This window comes from Alistipes sp. (genome assembly GCF_048465575.1).
GTDB lineage: Bacteria > Bacteroidota > Bacteroidia > Bacteroidales > Rikenellaceae > Alistipes.
Genome location: NZ_DBFWLG010000009.1, coordinates 51,757 through 72,000 on the forward strand (window position 1 = coordinate 51,757; position 20,244 = coordinate 72,000).

Annotated in this window: 15 protein-coding genes; 7 read left to right on the forward strand and 8 right to left on the reverse strand. The window is 58.4% G+C overall.

Going from position 1 to position 20,244, the window contains the following annotated elements; genetic code table 11:
• The first annotated feature begins 3 nt into the window (after positions 1-3).
• From ACMQ11_RS02905 to ACMQ11_RS02920, 4 genes are read left to right on the forward strand one after another with little or no spacing between them, the layout of a single operon-like run.
• A complete protein-coding gene (locus ACMQ11_RS02905; protein WP_418991166.1) occupies positions 4-1,251 on the forward strand; it encodes a DNA/RNA non-specific endonuclease in 1,248 nt (415 codons plus the stop codon).
• Positions 1,252-1,269: 18 nt separating this feature from the next.
• Positions 1,270-2,304 carry an endonuclease/exonuclease/phosphatase family protein gene (locus tag ACMQ11_RS02910; RefSeq protein ID WP_418991167.1) on the forward strand — a complete coding sequence of 345 codons (1,035 nt, stop codon included), beginning with the start codon at positions 1,270-1,272 and terminating at the stop codon, positions 2,302-2,304.
• 14 nt (positions 2,305-2,318) lie between these two features.
• A complete protein-coding gene (locus ACMQ11_RS02915; protein ID WP_418991168.1) occupies positions 2,319-5,075 on the forward strand; it encodes a carboxypeptidase-like regulatory domain-containing protein in 2,757 nt (918 codons plus the stop codon).
• Positions 5,076-5,102: 27 nt separating this feature from the next.
• On the forward strand, positions 5,103-6,119 hold the full coding sequence (locus ACMQ11_RS02920; protein ID WP_418991169.1) for a DUF5689 domain-containing protein: 1,017 nt from the start codon (positions 5,103-5,105) through the stop codon (positions 6,117-6,119).
• Between the two features lie 336 nt (positions 6,120-6,455).
• On the opposite strand, the gene ACMQ11_RS02925 is transcribed toward ACMQ11_RS02920, so the two are convergent.
• The 5 genes from ACMQ11_RS02925 to ACMQ11_RS02945 form a co-directional block, all read right to left on the reverse strand.
• Positions 6,456-8,513: an LTA synthase family protein gene (locus ACMQ11_RS02925; protein ID WP_418991170.1), complete on the reverse strand. Its 2,058-nt coding sequence runs from the start codon at positions 8,511-8,513 to the stop codon at positions 6,456-6,458.
• 98 nt (positions 8,514-8,611) lie between these two features.
• Positions 8,612-11,446: a M16 family metallopeptidase gene (locus tag ACMQ11_RS02930; protein ID WP_418991171.1), complete on the reverse strand. Its 2,835-nt coding sequence runs from the start codon at positions 11,444-11,446 to the stop codon at positions 8,612-8,614.
• Positions 11,447-11,479: 33 nt separating this feature from the next.
• The gene (locus ACMQ11_RS02935) at positions 11,480-11,698 is read right to left on the reverse strand and encodes a helix-turn-helix domain-containing protein (protein ID WP_418991172.1); all 219 of its coding nucleotides are present in this window, start codon (positions 11,696-11,698) and stop codon (positions 11,480-11,482) included.
• A gap of 12 nt (positions 11,699-11,710) precedes the next feature.
• Positions 11,711-12,430: a DUF2975 domain-containing protein gene (locus ACMQ11_RS02940; RefSeq protein ID WP_418991173.1), complete on the reverse strand. Its 720-nt coding sequence runs from the start codon at positions 12,428-12,430 to the stop codon at positions 11,711-11,713.
• A 147-nt stretch (positions 12,431-12,577) separates the two neighbouring features.
• Entirely contained in the window at positions 12,578-13,189 is a 612-nt protein-coding gene (locus tag ACMQ11_RS02945) for a hypothetical protein (protein ID WP_418991174.1), read from the reverse strand.
• A gap of 89 nt (positions 13,190-13,278) precedes the next feature.
• Here ACMQ11_RS02945 and ACMQ11_RS02950 point away from each other — a divergent pair, with 89 nt between their 5' ends.
• From ACMQ11_RS02950 to ACMQ11_RS02960, 3 genes are all read left to right on the forward strand, one after another.
• Positions 13,279-14,007 carry an acyl-[acyl-carrier-protein] thioesterase gene (locus tag ACMQ11_RS02950; RefSeq protein WP_418991175.1) on the forward strand — a complete coding sequence of 243 codons (729 nt, stop codon included), beginning with the start codon at positions 13,279-13,281 and terminating at the stop codon, positions 14,005-14,007.
• Between the two features lie 72 nt (positions 14,008-14,079).
• Positions 14,080-14,613, forward strand: coding sequence for a ferritin-like domain-containing protein (locus tag ACMQ11_RS02955; RefSeq protein ID WP_418991176.1), 534 nt, complete (start codon positions 14,080-14,082; stop codon positions 14,611-14,613).
• Positions 14,614-14,677: 64 nt separating this feature from the next.
• Positions 14,678-15,814 (forward strand): glycosyltransferase, encoded by a 1,137-nt coding sequence (locus ACMQ11_RS02960; protein ID WP_418991177.1) that lies wholly within the window; start codon positions 14,678-14,680, stop codon positions 15,812-15,814.
• 75 nt (positions 15,815-15,889) lie between these two features.
• Here ACMQ11_RS02960 and ACMQ11_RS02965 read toward each other — a convergent pair whose 3' ends face one another.
• Genes ACMQ11_RS02965 through era form a run of 3 tightly spaced genes read right to left on the reverse strand, consistent with a single transcriptional unit; the run spans position 15,890 to position 20,214 of the window.
• The gene (locus ACMQ11_RS02965; RefSeq protein WP_418991178.1) at positions 15,890-17,278 is read right to left on the reverse strand and encodes an MFS transporter; all 1,389 of its coding nucleotides are present in this window, start codon (positions 17,276-17,278) and stop codon (positions 15,890-15,892) included.
• A 19-nt stretch (positions 17,279-17,297) separates the two neighbouring features.
• The gene (locus tag ACMQ11_RS02970; RefSeq protein WP_418991179.1) at positions 17,298-19,286 is read right to left on the reverse strand and encodes a tetratricopeptide repeat protein; all 1,989 of its coding nucleotides are present in this window, start codon (positions 19,284-19,286) and stop codon (positions 17,298-17,300) included.
• Positions 19,287-19,332: 46 nt separating this feature from the next.
• Positions 19,333-20,214, reverse strand: a complete 882-nt coding sequence (gene era, locus ACMQ11_RS02975; RefSeq protein WP_418991180.1) for a GTPase Era — start codon at positions 20,212-20,214, stop codon at positions 19,333-19,335.
• Positions 20,215-20,244: the final 30 nt, after the last annotated feature.

Here is a 20,244-nt window from a genome sequence, read left to right on the forward strand (position 1 = left end):
ATAATGGCTCTGGTCAAGGGCGTCGTGATGATGACCCTGACGGCGTTCCTGACGACCGCTTGCGGCGACGACAAGAACGAGGGAGGAGCCGGCGGCGCGAACTCCGTGGAGTGGGATATGGAAAAGACCATCAAGCCCGACTCCGAGGGGGCCGCCGTATTGGAGGTGACCGGACGCGAGGGCACCGGCTGGACGGCTGAGATCACCTCGGGCGAGGAGTGGGTGTCGTTCAACCGATCGGCGCCCGGCGGTCAGACCGTGAAGACCGGCGAGGTCGGCACGAGCCTGGCGGCCCGGACGCAATACGTCTATTACTGGCCGAACAACACCCGCAACGACCGCACGGCGACGATCCGTTTTACGTTCGCGGGCCAGGAGCCCGTCGAACTGGAGATGGTGCAGTTCAGCACCAATTCGGGGCAGAACGTCTACACGGCCGGATGGAACCGGGCATGGCCCGAGATTCCCGCCGAGGGTAACAAGTCGCTCGATGCGGGTAATTTCATCTATGTGACCCATTTCGGTCCGGTCTACAACGAGGCGGCAGGCAAGAATTTCACGGGCCGCAATTTTACGTTGTGTTTCGACAAGACCAAGCGCGGTTCGTGGTGGGTGGCCTATCCGATGCACAAGACCTACCTGGGCTCGGGCCGTCCCTCCAAGGACCCCTGGGCATTCGATCCCAAGATCGCTTCGTCGTTCCAGGCCGATCTGGCGCGCGGCGGTTACAACCGTTCGCCGGCATTCAGCTACTCGTTCGACCGCGGGCACCAGATTCCCAACGCCGACCGCAACGCCAACACCACGATGCAGTACCAGACGTTCTACAATTCGAACGCCACGCCGCAGGCCTCGTCGCTCAATCAGGGTCCGTGGGTGCAACTCGAGGGCAAGATCCGGGACTGGAAATGCTCCGACACGCTCTACGTCGTGACGGGCGCCTACTGGCGTCCCGGCAGCACTGCCTCGACCACCGACAAGGCCGGCCAGAACTGTCCGCTGCCCACCTCCTATTTCAAGGTGGTGGTCCGCACGAAGAGCGGTGCGACCGGAAAGAGGCTTCAGGATTGCGCGCCCTCCGAGTTGAAATCGCTGGGATTCTGGGTTCCGGAGAATGCGCCCAACCAGGGCCAGCCCCGCAGTTGGGCTACGAGCGTCAAGGAGATCGAGGACAAAACGGGCTTCACGTTCTTCCCCGACGTTCCGGCCGAGGTCAAGACCATGACCGAGACCGCTTCCTGGGGATTGTAAAACTTAAATTTCAGACCGATGAAAAAACGACTGACATGCACCTTGCTCCTGGCGCTTCTGATCGCTGCCACGTTCGCGCAGAAGCCCTACAAGGTGATGTTCTATAACCTGGAGAATTTCTTCGACACGATCAACGATCCCGAGGTGCGCGACGACGAGTTCACACCCGAGGGGCCCAAGGCGTGGAATTCGGCCAAGTACTACAAGAAGCTGGGCAACATGGAGCGCGTGTTGTTCGACATCGCGGCTTTCGACCGGAACTATCCGGCCGTCATCGGCGTCTCGGAGGTCGAGAACCGCTCGGTGCTCGAGGACATCGTGGCTACGCCCCGCCTCGCCCCTGCCAACTACCGGATCGTGCATTACGATTCGCCCGAGGCGCGCGGCGTCGATGTGGCGTTCATGTACCGTCCCGACGTCTTCAAGCTCGAGGGGAGCTATCCGGTCAAAACCGTCGTTCCTACGCTTCCCAATTTCAAGACCCGCGACATTCTGACGATGTGGGGCACGATCGAGAACGAGCCGTTCTATTTCATGGTCGCCCACTGGCCCTCGCGTCTGGGCGGCAAGGAGGCTTCGGAGTTCAAGCGGATCGCCGTCGGGGAGCAGATGCGCCGCCTGGCCGATTCGGTGCTCCGGATCAACCCGGCGACCAAGATCGTGGCGATGGGCGATTTCAACGACGACCCCACGGACCCGAGCATCGCCCGGGGCCTGGGCGCCAAGGGCAAAATCAACGAGTTGCAGCCGGGCGACATGTACGCCCCTTTCACCGACATGCTCAAGGCCGGTCTGGGCACGCTGGCCTACGGCGATGCGTGGAATATCTTCGATAACATCGTGGTCTCGGAGAACCTGGCGACGGGTTCCGAGGGCGCGCTCAAGTTGCAGAGGGCTCCCAAATCGAAATACTACGGCAACATCTTCAAGCAGCACTACATGGTGCAGAAAGAGGGGCAATACCGCGGCTATCCGCTCAGAACCTATGTGGGCAACAATTTCCAGGGCGGATACAGCGACCATTTCCCGGTGTATATCTATTTTGCCAAATAAATTACTTACAGGATATGAAAATCAAGAGTCTACTAATTTTAATGATGTCTTTGCTGTCGCTCGGCGCCTATGCGCAGGACGGAGGCATCAAAGGCAAGGTCGTGTCGCGTGCGGGCCGTATCGCATTGGGGAACGTGCGGATTACGATGACGCCCGGCGATGTGACCACGACTACGGACGCACAGGGTAATTTCGAGATCGAGAACGTGCCGGGCGGGGAGTACTCGCTGCTGTTCGAGGCCGCCGAATTCGAGCCCCTGACCCTTGCGGTCCGGGTGGAGCGGATGATGCGCGACATCCACACCGTCATTCTCGTGCCGGCCCTGCCGCAGCAGACGCTCGACGACGCGGTGTTCGCGGAGTTCGACACCGAGACGATGGACGATGCGCAGGCGCTGCCCACGTCGCTCTCGGCCTCGAAAGACATCTTCAACAACATCGCCTCCTACAAGTTCAGCGAGATGCGCTTCAACGTCCGCGGTTACGATTCGCAGTACCAGGACGTCTACATGAACGGCATCCAGCTCAACGACGCCCTGACGGGCTACACCCCGTGGTCGCTGTGGAGCGGTCTGAACGACGCCACGCGCAACCAGGAGGTTTCGACCGGACTGATCGCTTCGGACGTGGGACTGGGCGGTATCGGCGGCACGACAAATATCAACACATCGCCCTCGCAGATGCGCAAGGGCTTGCGTGCCAGCCTGGTGAACGGCAACTCGATGTACCGTTTCCGGGCCATGGTCACCTACGCTTCGGGTTATCAGGACAACGGTTGGTCGTATGCTTTTTCGCTCTCGACCCGCCAGGGCGGCAACTCCTATGTGGACGGGGTCTACTACAACGCCTACGGCTATTTCGCCGCTGTCGAAAAGCAGTTCGGAACCCGTCACCGCTTGGCCCTCTCGCTGCTGGGTGCACCGACCGAGCGCGGTGCGCAGCAGGCTTCGACCCAGGAGGCTTACGACCTGGTGGGCAACAATTACTACAATCCCAACTGGGGCTGGCAGGACGGCAAGAAGCGCAACGCCCGCGTGAGGAACAACCACGAACCGCTCCTGATGCTCAACTACACGTTCGACATTACGGACCGCTCGAAGCTCAACCTGGCCACCTCGCTGCGCTTCGGTAAGAACGGCTATTCGGCCCTCACGTGGCAGAACGGTCCCGACCCGCGTCCCGATTACTACCGCTACCTGCCGAGCTACTACAAACTTGACGGAAACAGCATGGGCGCTGCCATGCAGATGGTTTACTGGCAGGCCAACTACATGGATATTCGCCACCTGCGCTGGGATCATATGTACCAGACCAACTACATCCAGGGCGATCAGCTCAATGAAACCTATCCGGGCCGTCGTTCGAACTACATGGTCGAGGAGCGCCACACCGACCAGCTGGACTGGAACCTGGCGGCCAATTTCTCGCACATCTTCCGCAACAGTTCGAAGATCAACGGCGGTGTTTCGCTGCGCATGAACCGCACGGAGTACTACTCCCAGGTCAAGGACCTGCTGGGCGGCGAGTACTGGCTCGACATCGACAAGTTCGCCGAGCGCGATTTCGGTTCGGATGCGATCGCCTATCAGAACAACCTCGACTACTACTGGAGCCATGGCAACAAGGCGCATGCGGCCAAGGTGGGCGACAAGTACAGCTACGATTACAACGCGCATGTCATCCGGGCGCGCGCATGGGCCTCGTACAATTTCAACCTGGGCGGCCTGGGCGTTACGGTCGGCGGCGAGGTAGGCCATACGTCGCTCTGGCGCGAGGGTCTGTGGCGCAAGGGTCTGTTCATCGACAACTCGAAAGGTGATTCCAAGACGCAAAATTACCTTACATACAAGGCAAAGGGCAATTTCAACTATCGTTTCTCGGCTGCGCACTCCGTGGAGGCCAACGTGATCTTCATGCAGGAGGCCCCCGAGTTCCAGGCGGCGTTCGTATCGCCCCGTACGCGCAACACCGCTACGCCGGGTATCGAAGCCGAACGGGTGCTGGGTATCGACGCATCGTACAACCTGCGCGTGGGTGATCTGAAGGCACGTGTTTCGGGTTACTACACCCGCATCTACGACCAGTCGAAGGTCATCTCCTACTACGATGACGTGGCTGCGACGTTTACCAATTTCGCCATGAGCGGCATCGACAAGCTGCATTTCGGTCTGGAAGCGGCCGTTTCGATTCCGCTCTACCGCGGTTTGGCGCTGAACGGCGCCGTCAGCTGGGGTCAGTACACCTACGACTCGAATCCCTTCTACGTGCAGACGCAGGACAACAGCGGCGGCATCGTCTCGTCGGGCAAGGTCTACTGGAAGGATTTCCGCGTGGAGAGCACTCCGCAGACGGCCGTCAACGTCGGGCTTTCGTACCGTACGTCGAACAACATCTTCCTGGCGGCCGATTTCAACTACTACGACAACATGTACCTGTCGATGAGCCCGATCTATCGTACCGACGCCGTCATCACGGGCGGTATGACGGCCGACGACGTTGCCAACATGCGCCGTCAGGAGAAATTCGACTCGGCCTATACGCTCAACGCCAGCATCGGCAAGAACTGGTACATTCACCGGCTCTATACGCTGGGCTTCAGCCTGGAGGTCAAGAATATCCTGAACAACCAGAAGATCAAGACCGGCGGTTACGAGCAGACGCGTCTGTCGAAGAACACCGAAACGACCGTCACCTCCTACCAGCCGTTCGACTCCAAGTATTTCTACATGTTCGGTACGACCTATTACCTCAATATCTATTTCCGTTTCTGACGTCCGAACGACTAAAGCATGAAAAGTATGAACAGATTATTTAAAATTTCACTGATCGCTGCGGCCGGATTGTTCTTCGTCGGTTGTTACAACGATTTCAGCAATCCGAAGCCCGCCAAGATCTACACACAGAAGGAACTGGAGAATGAGGGAGCGGAGTATGTCTCCATCCGGGACCTCAAGGAGCAGTTCAAGCAGCGTAATCCGGGTATGATCGAGGGTTCGGTGGCATCGTGGACCGTGGAGGGAAATATCTTCACGGGCGGTAAGGTCATATCGAGCGACCGTTACGGCAGCATCTACAAGTCGATCTATATCTACGACGAAGAGTCCGGATCGGCCATCGAGGTCAAGCTCAATACCGGCAACTACCTCTTCTATCCGGTCGGCCGCCAGGTATTCATCAAGCTCAAGGGGCTGGTGCTGGGCAACTACCGCGGTATGGTGAGCATCGGTACCCGTTCGGCCAATACCTCCTACTCCAACGACAACATCGAGAATTTCATCATGATCGAGGAGCATGTCAAGGTCGGCGAACAGATCGGCATGACCAAGGCAGATACGCTGGTGGTCACCAGGGAGAACTACCTGACGACGCTTTCCGACGACGATCTGGGTCGCCTGGTGCGCTTCGAGGGCGTACAGAGCAAGTTCGGTACGGCCGGATGGGGCTACAAAAATACGTTCCCGAACTATTTTGCCAATTCGACCTATAATTTCGATACCTCCGATCCGGGATGGGAGAACGTGGACACGTGGGCTACCAAGCGCAAGATGCCCAATCTCAATACCGGCGGCGAGGGCGAGATCGACTATTTCTTCTACGGTTCGGCGTGGTTCACCTACGGCGATGTGAACGCTACTCCCGGCAACTACGTGGTCCGTACGAGCGGCTATGCGCAGTTCCGCGAGAAGAAGATTCCGGCCGACGGCAAACTGGTCGATCTGACGGCAATCTACACCAAGTACACGGGGCCTAATGGACAGAACCCGGCCTACCAGTTGATTCTCATCAGCGATGCGGACGTGAAGGTGCTTCCGTAACGCTCGGTCTATCCATGAAAAGCCCGGCTCCACTTAAGGAGCCGGGCTTTTGATTTTGTCTTCGGGCAGTTTCCGTTTTTTCGGGGTGGATAGACTGTTCCGAAAGCGGTTTGTTCGCGGGATGGTATGTGTTCGGGTTGAGAAATGCGGTCCCGAAGGCATCGACAGTCCGCAGTCACGCGGGCAGTGGTTCATCTTCTGCTCGGCATCAGGCATCCTCGCTGGCCGGGGGAGGACGGTGCGGAAGGCAAACCCGGACCTGCCAACTTAAACGTCTCGTTCAACGCCAGTGGAAAGCCGCCACATGCCTTTCGTCTCGGCAATACCAAAAACAGGTCAGCGCTTGTTCCACGCCGCGGAGCTCTGGTAGTAGTAGATAGCCCGGTCGAGATGCGCCGAATCTGTCTCAAGTGCCGGTTCGATGTGGTAGGGATTCTCCGCCGTGGGGTTCAGCCTGTACTGCTCGAAGCGGCGGACCGGAGAGAGAATGGTGAAGGTGTCGTTTTCGAGGTATCCGAGGTCTTGATAGGTGGCGATGAATGCCCGGTTGACATACGTCTGGTCCAGTACGCTGCGACCGAAGAAATGCGAATCGTAACGCATGCCGAGCAGCGACAGCAGGGTAGGTATCAGGTCGATCTGAGACACAACCCCTTCGACGTACTGCGGCGCCACGAATCCGGGGGCGAAGATCAGGGCCGGAATGTGGTATTTGCCCAGTGGAATCTCCGTGCGTCCGGCGCTCGAAGCGCAATGGTCGGCCGTGATGAGGAAGATCGTATTCTCGAACCACGGCTGCCGCGCGGCTTCGGCCAGAAACTGCCCCAGCGCATAATCGGTATAGAGCACGCCGCCCTCGCGCGATTTCGAATCGTGCGGTATTCGGATCTTGCCGGCAGGGTAGGTGAACGGACGGTGGTTGCTGACGGTCATCACATGGGCGAAGAACGGTTTGCCCTCAGCAGCCTGGGAGTCGAGCGTGCGGATGACCTTGCGGTAGGCATCCTCGTCGCATACGCCCCAGATATTTGCGAACGAAATCTCTTCGGGCGCATACTGCCGCTGATCCACAATGTTGTAGCCGTTACCCGAAAAGAAGGTCTCCATGTTGTCGAAATAGCTGTTGCCGCCGTAGAAATAGGTGACGTTATACCCCTTGTCGCGCAACAGGGCACCGACGGAGTGCATGCCGCCATTGTTCGGCCGCTTGATGATGCTCTGCCCGGGGCAGGGCGGCAGCGAGAGAGTAACGGCTTCCAGGCCGCGTACGGTGCGGTTGCCCGTGGCATAAACCCGGTCGAAAGCCATACTCAGCCGGTAGAGCGAATCCAGCACGGGTGTCAACTGCCGCGTGTTGCCAAAACGCTCCATGAACGAAGCGCTCATGCTCTCGATGGTGATGAGCACGATATTGCGATGCACCTCGGGCTCGTCGCTGACAATAGCGTGCCGATTGTCCGCCGTGCTGTCGTAGACATCGTGCACGAACGCCACGGCTTCGGCTTCGGGCCGCGTGAGGTAGAAGCGGTTGAAATCCAGTTCGTTTTTGACGAAAGCGTCGTAAAATTTGTAGAGTCCGTTGGCCTGCAACTCGTTGACGTAAACGTTCGGACTGTTCTGGAAGCGGGTGTTGAATCCGAGCAGCCACACGGCGATCAGCAGGGCCGCGATGTACGCCGGACCGATGACGGCTTTCCACCGCCAGCCATAGAGCATGGGGGCGCGCGCCAGATCACGCCGGAAGAGATACCAGGTCAGCAGAAGCGTCACGACGATGATGCCCAGCAGCATCGGGACAACGGGGTAGGACTCCATGATGTTGCCCACGACCTCGTTGGTGTAGACCAGGTAGTCGACGGCGATGAAATTGTAGCGCACGCCGAACTCGTTCCAGAAGAAATATTCGCTCAAGCCGTTGAATACGATGGCACCCACGTAGAACGTGATGAAGAGGGCGAACCATACCGTGGTCCAATAGGGGCGGAATCCCTTGAAAAAGAGCCTGATGGCAAATGTTACCACCCAGTAACCCAGGACGATCGAGGCGATGCGCGGGGCGACGCTGCCGTACTCGTCGAAGATGGTGTTGCAGAACGCGACGTAGCAGAATGCGGCAGTGAGAATACCCAGAATGAGATAACCCCACGGTTTGCGGTATTTGGTCCGGGAGACGCTCAGCATGAAGAGCCACAGAAACACGAATCCGACGGTAGCGGCTGCGAAATCGTTGACGGCGCCCGCGAGGAAGATCCGGCACCACTCACCGAACGAGAATCCGAGGTCGGAGGTCTGTTCGTTGAAAAGCAGCACGATGCGCAGAATGAAGCCGACGGCAAGGGTAAGTATTGCAAGTTTGAGATAGATGCCCGTGACAAGGCGGATACTTTTTCGCATGTTTGTGTTTATTTTGGGCACAAAGTTAATCTTTTTCCGCCATCGGCAAAACAAAAGGCAGCCGTAAATGGCTGCCTTTTGGAAAGTTCGGTCTATTTTTACTCGGCTTTGGCTGCTTCGGGCCGCATGACTACCTGCACCAGGTTGTCGTCGTCGAGCATCTTGCGGGCCAGGGCCTGCACGTCGGCATTGGTCAGCGACCGCAGCGCCTGCTCGTAGTCGGCGACGTAATCGAGTCCCGAGCCGTATTTTGCCTGGAGGTAGTTCATCCATCCGCCGTTCTGCTCCAGGCTGTTTTTCCAGCTTTTGAGCAAAAATTCGCGGGTCTTCTCGATGTCCTCGGTCTTAGGACCGTTCTGGGCGATCTGTTCGATCTCCTGCATCACGATCTCGCGCAGCTCGTCGGCCATCTCCTCGTTGGTGTCGAATTGAATGTCCATTTTGTAGGTTTCACCGGGGATATACGCTGTCGAGCCGGAGACGTGGACACCGTACGTGCCGCCCTTCTCTTCGCGGATCGAAACCAGATAACGCGAGTTGAGCGCCTGTGTGAGGAACGTCAGCGCAATCTTGTTCGGCAGCGTGTAGGGCATGTCACCCGAGAAGAGGTAGTGTACCGAAACCTTGGGCTGCTGCATCGCGGTGCGGAAATCTTCCGTCACGGCACCTTTGACCGGTGCTGCCTTGTCGTCCACGAACGTCATCGGCGTCTTCGATGCGGGGATCGAACCGATGTATTTCTCGACCAGCGGCTTGAGCGTATCGAGGTCCACATTGCCCACGATCATGAACGTGAAGCTGTTGGCATCGGGGTAGAGTTTCGAGTAAATACCCGGCAACTGCTCGAACGAAAACTTGTCGATCTGCTCGAGGGAGATCATCTGGCGGCGCGGGTTGTTGTTGTAAGCCACGTCCATGAATTTCTCCTCCATCAGGTAATCGGGGTTGTTCTTGGCGTTTTCGAGTTGCGACCGCAGCATCGTCACCAGCCTGTTGTAGTCGTCGGCGTTGAAGCGGGGCTGCGTGAAATTGAGGTAGACGAGCTGCATCATGGTTTCGAGGTCCTTGGGCGAGCAGACACCGCTCATAGCGCTGGCATAATTCTCGACGGAGGGCTGCACCGAGGCCGATTTGCCCGAAAGCTGTTTCTTGAGGTCCGTGGCGCTGAACTTGCCTACACCCGACACGGAGTTGAATGCAGGCATTATTTCGCCCATGTAGAACTCCTCGTCCGTCAGAACCGACAGACCGCCTTTGGCCACAGCGCTCAGACGTACCTCGTCGGCCTTGTACTTGGTGGGTTTGACCACGACCTTCACGCCGTTGGCGAGGGTCCACTCCGTCGTTCCGAACGCGGCATCCTCGGTCGTTTTCGCCACGGGAGAGCCTTTCAACACGATATCCTCGGCAATGAGCGGCTCCTTGACGGTGTTGTCCTCGTAGGCTGCGATCTCAGCCGCGGCCACCTTGTCGCGGATCGAGAGGAGCTGCTCCTCGGTGGGGTTGACGATGCCCTCCTTGGCCGGAGCCGTCACGACGATCACCTGGTTGGTCGGGGTGATGAGTTTCTGTGCGATGTTGTTGACGACATCCACGTTCACGGACTTGATGAGCATGCTGTCGAGCTGCCACTCGGTCCGGGCATCGGGCATGGGCGAATTCTTCCGGAAATTATCCAGATAACGCTCCACGAACTCCTCGTTGCGGCGGTCGTTGCGGTTGGTGTAGGAGCGCTCGGCCGAACGCATCAGGTTGTCCTGTGCGCGTTCGAACTCGCTCTGCGTGAAGCCATAACGGCGCATCTTCTCCATCTCGGTCAAAAGGGCCTCATAGCCTTCGAGCAGCTTGCCGTCCTGAGTCTGTGCCAGGAAGATCGTATAGTCGAGCGAGGGAATGACACCGAAAACGTCGCCCGAAGCCATGCCGGCACCGAGGAAAGGCGCATCGGGTTGCATGGCCAGCTCTTGCAGGCGGGCGTTCTCCATCGAGGTCATGTAGGCCTGGATCACGTCGAGCATCTCGGTATAGATCAAATTGCCGTACTCCTTGGGCATGGCCGGGCGCTTGATGAAGAGCTGGACTTTCGAACCCTGCATTTCGGGATCGGTGTAGATGCTGACGATCGGCTCCTCGTTGTCGGGCACGGTGACCACCTCTTTTTTGGAAGCGTCGGCTGCCGGAGCGGGAATATCGCTCATGAGCTTCTTGATTTTGGCTTCGACAGCCTCGGCATCTACGTCACCGACCACGATAACGGCCTGGTAGTCGGGGCGGTACCACTGGTGGTAGAAATCCGCCAGGGCCTGGTGCTCGAAACTCTTCAGGTCGTCGAGGTAGCCGATCAGGTTGCGCTGCTCGTATTTCGAGCCCTTGCCGACGGCTTGCAGCATCTTCATCATCGAACGCCACTGAGCGCCGTCGCGCGTGCGCAGTTCCTCCATAATGACGCCCCGCTCGGAGTCGATCTCCTTGGGCTCCAGCGCGATGAAATGCGACCAGTCGTGCAGGATCAACAGGGCCGAGTCGACGATGCCCTCGCGCGTGGTCGGGACGTCCGAAATGTTGTAGACGGTGTAGTCCCAGCTGGTGGCCGCGTTGAGGTTGGCGCCGAACTTGACACCCACCTTTTCGAGGTACTCCGTGAGCATCTTGTCGGGCAGGTTCCTGGTGCCGTTGAAAGCCATGTGCTCCAGGAAGTGGGCAAGCCCCTGCTGGTTGTCGTTCTCCTGGATGGCGCCCACGTCGTGCAGGATGTAGAAATCGGCCTGCCCCTTGGGTTTGTCGTTGTGGCGAATGTAGTAGGTCATGCCATTCTCCAGTTTGCCCGTGCGGACCTCCTTGTCGGCCGGAATCGGCGACATCGGGTCCATCTGCTGGGCCATCAGGCTGCTCGCGGCGAATGCCGTTACGATCAGCAACATCAATTTTTTCATAGGCGATTTATTTTTTAGTGGTTGTTCGGTCGGTTATTGCCCGGGCTGTTCGGGGCGGTATTCGATCACATCGCCCGGCTGGCAGTCGAGTTCGCGGCAGATCGCCTCGAGCGTCGAGAAGCGGATCGCCTTGGCTTTGCCGTTTTTGAGAATCGAGAGGTTGGCGGGCGTAATGTCCACCCGTTCGGCCAGTTCGCCGAGCGACATTTTGCGTCGGGCCATCATGACGTCGATATTGATGATTATAGCCATACACCTCACGAATTAGATGGTCAATTTCTGCTCTTCGCTCAGGTTCTGGCCGATGGCGAACACCTCGGCTGCGAAGAGGACGAGAATACCCATGATGACGGTCGAGTAGGAGATCCGGAATCCGGTCTCGACCGCATAGCCGCTGCCTGCGAGCACCTCGGCCGCGCGTTGGGCCATGCGCCAGTTGACTATGTCGTGGAATAGTTCGGTCAGGATCGTCAGCAGGCCGATCGTGCGCAGCATCCACACGTTGCGTTTGTCGAGCGTGTGCTCTTCGCGGATCGAGCGCCGCAGCGAGTGGATGATGAGGATCATCAACACGATGATCGCAGCGAATGCCAGTACATTCAGTACGGTCAGCAGGTAGAGCCACGGGCTGCCGCCGATCGAACCGAATGCGATACCCATGACTGAAGCGCCCGGCGCATCCTCCTCCACGGTCAGGCAAAGGGTGCCGATGCGTGCTTCGACCGAGCGGTCTGCTGCCGCGACGCTGTCCAGTGCGATCTCGCTGCGCGGAGAGTTGGCGATCGCAATGTTGGAGAGCATATAGACCCGCCGGGGCGTGCCGGACATCCAGCTTTTGACGATGTCGTTTCCCATTTGGCTGCCTTCAGAGTAGCCTTTGGAGAAATCGGGCAGGAATCCGTGGGCGATGCTTGCCACCAGCACGATGAAAAACGTTATGTAAATTACCAGCAGTCGCTGCAACAGCGATTTTTTGTTCTGCATTGTGTTCCTGTTTAAAGTTAACCGCTGCAAATATACGACAAATTTTCGAAAAACAAATAATATTTATCGTTTTTCGATAAAATTAGCACCCAATAGAAAAGAGGACAGCACGCATGCTGTCCTCTTTGCCGGAAATGGCGGGAAGAATTATTCCACGTTGTCCTTGAGCTGCTTCCAAATCGAAGCGTTGATGGCCATACCCACGGAGAAGATCACCACGATGACGGCGAACATCACCACGAACGTGATGAAACCCACGTTGATCGCACCGCAGATCGCGCTGAACACGCCGGCCACGATCATGGCGGCCACGGCGAAGAGCAGAATGACGGCGAACATGGTCCACTTGCTGCCGTAGGTGGCGTCGTTCGAAGCCTTGATGGCCTGGATCGGATTCTTGCCTTTCTCAATCAGGAAATAGAATGCCAGCGCCCACGAGAGCGACAGCACGATGCCCGGGATGTAGAGGAACAGGAACGCGATCAACAGCGGGAAGATCATCAGGCCCCACGTAATGAGGAATTCGCCCATGTAGCGGCGGTACTTGCTGTCGAAGATGCTCAGCGGATTGATCACCTCGCCCTTGGCCAGCTGCGTGGGCAGCAGGGTGATGGCGATGTAGGTACCTATATTGATATAGGGAATCCAGATGGTTACCAGGAACAGCGCGACGGCTACGACGATCGAGGGGGCGTTCTTCACGCCGATGGAGATCGCGTCCTGGAGGGTCAGCGAAAAGTCGAGTTTCTTCATTTCCATAACGAACTGGTTTAAGGGGTTAACAGTAAAACAAATATAGTAAATTTTTCCTATCTTTGTATCTCTGAAAACAGTAAAATAGAAAGAATATGGCGGAAAAATCGCTTTATGATTTCCGGGTCGAACCCCAGGATGTGGATTTTACCCTGCGGGCCACGATTCCCTCGCTGGGGGCCGCTGTGCTCAACACGGCCGGAATCGACGCCCACGGCAAAGGCTTCGGGGTCGACGCACTCAATGCCGACAACCACTCGTGGGTGCTTTCGCGCATGGCCCTCGAACTGGACTCCAGGCCCGGACAATATACGGATTACACCATCGCTACGTGGATCAGCGATTACGGCCGCGTGCTTTCGACGCGTAATTTCACGCTCACCGACGCGGCCGGTACGGAGTTCGGTCGCGCCGTGACGCAGTGGGCGATGATCGACCTGGCGACCCGCTCGGCGGTCGACCTGTCGTGGGTGGGACGCGAGCACGCCGAAGCCATCGTCGACGTCCCCTCGCCGACGGACAGACCCCGCAAGGTCCGCGAGGTCGTGCCGACAGCGACCGCGGAGCACCGCGTGGCATACAGCGACATCGATTTCAACCGCCACGTCAACACGATGCGCTACATCGAGATGATGTTCGACATGCTGCCGCTCGAACTGCTGACCGGCGAGGCTCCGGTGCGGCTGGATATTCATTTCCTGCACGAATGCCGCTACGGACAGACCCTTTCGGTGGGCTGCGAACTGCGCGAACGCGCTGCCCTTTATGAGATTCGGGCCGACGACTCGACCATCGCCCTGCGCGCCTCTATCGAGTGGAAATAGAGCCGCCGGGAACGTACCGCCGGGGATGAGTGGAACGGGTTTTGCAGCTCAGGGCTGCAAAACCTTTTCATTATGGAAGCTACCGAAGTCAAGAACAAGCACCAGGTGAGCATCGACCTTTTGAACGATGCCGTGGGCAAGGAGATCGCCACCTCGCTCCAGTACATGTATTTTCACACCCATTTCGAGGACTCACGCTACCAGCATCTGTCGAAGATCATGCGTGAAATCTCGATCGCCGAGATGCGCCATATCGAGGATTTCTCCGATAGGATCATGTTCCTCCAGGGCGACGTGGACATGAACGCCTCGTTCCGCACGCGGCAGGTTACGGACGTCAAGGAGATGCTGCGCCTGGCCATGCAGCTCGAACAGAATACCATCGATACCTACAACGAGGCTTCGCGTGTGGCTTCCGAAAACCGCGATGCCGTGACGCACAAGATGTTCCAGGACATACTGGTCGAGGAGGAGGAACACCTCGACACGTTCCGCACCGAGTTGCAGAACCTCATGGACTACGGTGAGGAGTACCTGGCGCTTCAGTCCGTTGCAGGCAGCAAGCACACGGCCCGCAGCTTCAAGCAGAAAGACGAGGGCGAGTAGCCCCTGACTGCGGAAAAATTCGGGATTCCGGCTGCGGGGTCCCGAATTTTCGTATATTTGTCCTATGAAAATCACCATTCTGGGACCGGCGCATCCCTACCGCGGCGGACTGGCTTCGATCATGGAGATCATGGCCCGCACGTTCCAGGCGCGGGGCAATGAGGTCCGGATCGAGACGTTCACGCTGCAATATCCCTCGCTGCTCTTTCCGGGAAAGAGCCAGACGGTCTCTACGCCGCCGCCCGCGGACCTTGCGATCCGCCGCTCGGTCAACACGGTCGATCCCTTGAACTGGCTCCGCGTCGGCCGCCGTATCCGCCGCGAACGGCCCGATTTCGTGCTGCTCAAGTACTGGACTCCTTTCATGGCCCCCGCATTCGGAACCATCGCGCGATTGGCTCGCGGCAACGGCCACACTCGGGTGCTATGCCAGATCGATAATGTCGAGCCGCACGAGCACCATCTGACCGACAAACCTTTCAACCGCTATTTCCTCCACGCCGTAGACGGCTTCGTCTATATGTCCGAGCAAGTGCACCGCGAACTCGAAGCCTACACCGATGTGCCGGCCCTCTTCTCGCCCCATCCGCTGTTCGAGAATTTCGGCCAGGGGGTCGCCCGCGAGGAGGCCTGCCGCCGCCTGGGGCTCGATCCCGCCCTGCATTATGCGCTCTTTTTCGGACTGGTGCGCGACTACAAAGGGCTGGACCTGCTGCTCGACGCCTGGGCGGCTCTTCGTCGCGCCGGAAAGACGGCGGGGCGCAGGCTGATCGTGGCCGGCGAATTTTACACCCCGAAAGAACCTTATCTGCGGCAGATCGCCGATCAGGGGCTGGGGGAAGAAGTGATTCTTCACGACCGCTTCATTCCCGACGAGGAGGTGCGTTACTACTTTTCGGCGGCCGATTTCGTCGTGCAGCCCTATAAGAGCGCCACGCAGAGCGGCGTGACGCAGATCGCCTACCAGTTCTGCACGCCGATGGTCGTGACCGACGTGGGCGGACTGCCCGAGATCGTGCCTGACGGCCTCGTGGGGTACGTGGCTCCACCCACGACTGAGGGCATAGCCGCCGCCATCGCCCGCATGTACGAAGCGGGTACTCTGGAGCGGTTCCGCGCCAACTGCGTCGACGAACGGCGGCGCTTTTCGTGGGACGAAATGTGCGACCGGATCACGGAGTTGTACCGGATGGTGGAGTAGGGCGCTGCCCGTAAATTCGAGGGGCTGTGACGCAACGCATCACAGCCCCTCTCTTCATTTATTTACGCAGCCGGGCTACTTCTTGATATTGGGAAGCTCCAGACCGTACCCTTTCCTGCGGTCCACGGCCTTGAGCCACAGACCCAGGAACATGGCTGCCACGCCGCATGAGGCGAAGATCACCATCGGGAGCGTATAGTTGTAAGCCGTGCCTTCGACATGACCGGGGTTGCTGAATTTCAGTGCATAACCGATGATGGCCGGGAAAAGGCAGAGGCCGATGTTCTGAATCCAGAAGATCAGCGAGTAGGCCGAACCCAGGTAGCGGGTCTCCATGATCTTCGGCACCGAGGGCCAGAGGGCCGCTGGAACCAGCGAAAAGGAGATGCCCAGCAGGACGATGGCGCCGTAGGCCAGCACGATGCTCGGGAATGCCGGCAGGACAAATGCGAAAGTGAGGTGGCAGACGATCATCAGCAGCGCGCCGAAGATCAGCATCGTGGCGCCCTTGCCCTTGTGGTCGAGGTAGCTGCCCAACAGGGGCGTGATGGCTGCGGCGCCCATCGGGAACCAGCGGAAGATGCTGGCCGCCGTCTTGGCAGAGATGCCGAGGTTGCTTTCGAGCATATTGGTGGCGAAGCGCTGGAACGGGAAGATCGCCGAATAGTAGAGCACGCACAGCAGGGCGACGATCCAGAAGACCTTGCTTCCGAAGATCTTGCCCAGATCGCTGACGCGGAACTCCTCCTCGGAGGAACCCTCGCCTTTGGCCTTGATACCTAACTGCCTGTCGAGTTTGCGGTCCATAAACGTGAAGATCGTGAAAGTCATCAGGCCGATCAGCAGCAGCACCGTGCAGAATGCCACGGGCCGCACAACCGATGCGGGAGCCATGCCGGCCAGCCACGGAGAGAGCGAGAAGACGGCGAAGACGCCCACGCGGGCGATGGCCATTTCGAGCCCCATGGCAAGAGCCATCTCCTTGCCCTCGAACCACTTGGCGATGGCTTTCGAGACGGTGATGCCGGCCATTTCACAGCCGCAGCCGAAGATCATGAAGCCCAGCGAAGCGACCTTGGCCGACGCGGGGAACGAGACCCACCACGAATTAAACCACTGCTCGACGCCCGAGCCGATGAATGCCTCGCTGATGGCGTAGTACTTGATGCAGGCGCCGATGAACATCAGCGAAGCGGACAGTTCGCCCGTGAAGCGAATGCCCGTCTTGTCGAGGATGATGCCCGCGAGGATCAAAAAGCCGAAGACATTGAGGATGAACTCCGAGCTTCCATACATGCCGAAGACATCGGAGGTCCAGCCCCGCTGCACCTCGATCATGCTTTGCAGCGGCGACATCATGTCGACGAACATGTAGCCGAAGAACATCGTCAGCGCGATCAGGATCAGTGCCGTCCACCGGGCGAGCCGCGAGTCGTTGAGTTTGCGTTGGATAGTTTCTACCATGGATTTATCGGGTTTAGAGTTAGTTTTCGGTCTGCGAGTAGCGCTTGAGCACCTCGTACGCCTCCGTAATGCCCAGCTCGCCGGCTTTCGAGAGGTCGAGACACCCCTTGCGCGTGTCTTTCATGAAGATCTGGATGATCCCGCGGTTGTAGTACGCCTCGGCGAACCAGGGATTCAGTTCGATGGCTCGGGTGTAGTCCTCGAACGCTTCGGGCAGGCTGCCCGAGAGGGCGCGGAGGTTGGCGCGGTTGTAGTAGGCGTAGGCGAAATCGGGGAAGAGCTTGAGCGCCTTGTTCAGATCGGCCACCGCCTCGTCGTAGCTGTACGTGCGTTTTGAGTTGTTATTCAGCCGGTTGGCCGGGTCCGAGTCGATGGTGATCCGCTGGTAGGAGTTGTCGATCGACGAGATGAAATCGATCATCTCGGCCCGCGTGGTCGAACGGTTGAGGTAGAGGAACGGATTGGACGGATTGAGTTCGATGGCCGTCGAATAGGTATTCACCGAGTTGGTGTACTGCTTGATGAGCGACTGCGTAATGCCGCGCTCGAACAGGACGGTCCACGCGGGGTCCTGTGCTTTCATCTCCTGCACATATTGCTTGTCGAGCATCAGGAGCGTGTCGGCCGCCATGTTGCTCTCTCGCCACGAGAGGGCCAGGAACTCGTTGTCGATCCGCTTGCGGAAATCCTCGACCCGTTGCAGGTGGTAGCGCTCGACGACGGGCACCGAGTCGGGCCGCATGAGCGTGAACTTGAACAGGGGCAGCAGGCGCATCTCCTCGCGGCCGCCGTTGTGACCCGTGATGCGGTCGAAGCTGCCGCCCGAGAACTTGCTGTCGAACGAGAGCAGGCGGTCGAAGCGCTGCGTGGTGTCGGCATAGATCGAGTAGGTGCTGTCGCTGAGGCGCGAGCGGTATTCGGCGATCTTCCGTTGGGCCGCATCACGGTCCTTTTTCGCTCCCTGGGGATCGCGCAGCAACTCTCTCAGCCGGCTGCGGTAGATGTAGGCGTTGGCAAAATCGGGGTAAAGTTCGATGGCCGAAGAGTAGTCCGCCACGGCCTTTTCGATCTCGCCCAACTGGGCGTGGACGCCCGCCCGATTGTAGTAAACCAAGACGTTGTTGGGCGAATAGAGCGCCACCTTGTCGTAATCTTCGAGTGCCCGGTTGTAGTCGCCGATCTGCGTGCGGAGCATGGCCCGGTTGAAATAGGTCAGCGAATTGGTCGAGTCGAGCTGGATCACCTTGTCGAAATCCGCGAGCGCCAGCATCGGGCGGTTGGTGTCCGAGTAGACCAGCGCGCGGTTGAAATAGGACAAAAGGTAGGTCGAGTCGCACGAGATGGCCTTGTTGAAATCGGCTTCGGCCTCGCGGAAGCGTTTTTGCTCCATGTAGAGACCGCCCCGGCGGTTGTAGCCGTTGGGATTCTCGCGGTTGGTGCGGATCGCGGTGTTGAAATTGTCGTAGGCGCGTGTAGTATCCTTGAGGTGGAGGTAACTCAGACCCCGGCAGATATAGGCGTCGGCGACCTTGTTCTCCTGACGGATGAACTTGTCGAAATCGTCGATGGCTTCGTGGAACTGCTGGTTCAAGAGGCGCGTCACGCCCCGGCTGTAATAGGGACCGGGCAGGTCGGGCCTCAGGTCGATCGCCTCGCGGAAATCCTGCAACGCATCGTCGTAGTTGCCCAGCCGTGAGCGCGTGATGGCGCGGTAGGTGTAGGCCTGCGTGTAGACCGGATTGAGGCGGATGGCCGTCGAAAAGTCGGCCTCGGCGCCCAGCAGGTCGTCGAGGTTGTATTTGGCGATGCCGCGCAGGAAATAACCCTCGAAAGCATCCTCGTCGAAGCGCAGCAGCGTGTTGAGCGTGCGGATGGCCTCCTGGTAATCGTTGTTCATCATGCACGAACGTCCCACCCAGAAGAAATACTCCCGGTTGTACTGCGCATGCGCTTTCGAGCCGCACACGAGGGCTGCGCCCAGAACGATTGCAAGGATGAATTTTCGCATTTCTACCCGAATGACTGCCTTTCTAACGTACCGCCGCTGCATTTTATTATTCCTGTTCGTAACCGAACCGGCGCAGCTGGCGGGGGTTGTTGCGCCAGTCGTCGCTGACTTTGACGAAGAGTTCGAGAAAGACCTTTTTGCCCAGAAACTCCTCCATGTCTTCGCGCGCGGCCTTTCCCACCCGTTTCAGTTTCTCACCCTTGTGACCGATCAGAATGCCTTTCTGCGAGTCGCGCGCGACGTAGATCGTGGCGGCGATGCGATCGATCGCGGGCTCCTCTTTGTAGCTTTCGATCACGATCTCGGTGCAATAGGGTATCTCCTTGTCGTAGAATTTGAGTATCTTCTCGCGGATGATTTCCGAGGCGAAGAAACGCAGCGTCTTGTCCGTGAGCGTCTCCTTGGGGTAGAACGCCGGACCCTCGGGCAGCAGGTCGAGCACGGTGCGGAAAAGCCCCTCGATGTTGAAATGCTCCTTGGCCGACGCGGGGACGATCCGCGCCTGGGGCAGCTCCTGCTGCCATTTTTCGACCAGCGTGTCGAGCGCTTCGGGTGTCGTGAGGTCGATCTTGTTGATGACAACGATCGTAGGAATGCCGCTGCAACGAATCTGCTCGACGACCTCCGACGAGCGGTCGCCCTGCTCCACCGTGTCGGTCACGTAGAGGATGATGTCGGCATCGGTCAGGGCGCCCGTGACGAATTTCATCATCGACTCCTGCAACTTGTAGGCGGGTTTGAGTATGCCCGGCGTGTCGGAGTAGACGATCTGGAACTCCTTGCCCGAGACGATGCCCATGATGCGGTGGCGCGTGGTCTGCGCCTTGGAGGTGATGATGGAGAGTTTTTCGCCGACCAGGGCGTTCATCAGCGTCGATTTGCCGACGTTGGGGTTGCCGATGATGTTAACAAAGCCCGATTTATGCATGGTTCAAAAGTGATCTATCCGGACAAAGGT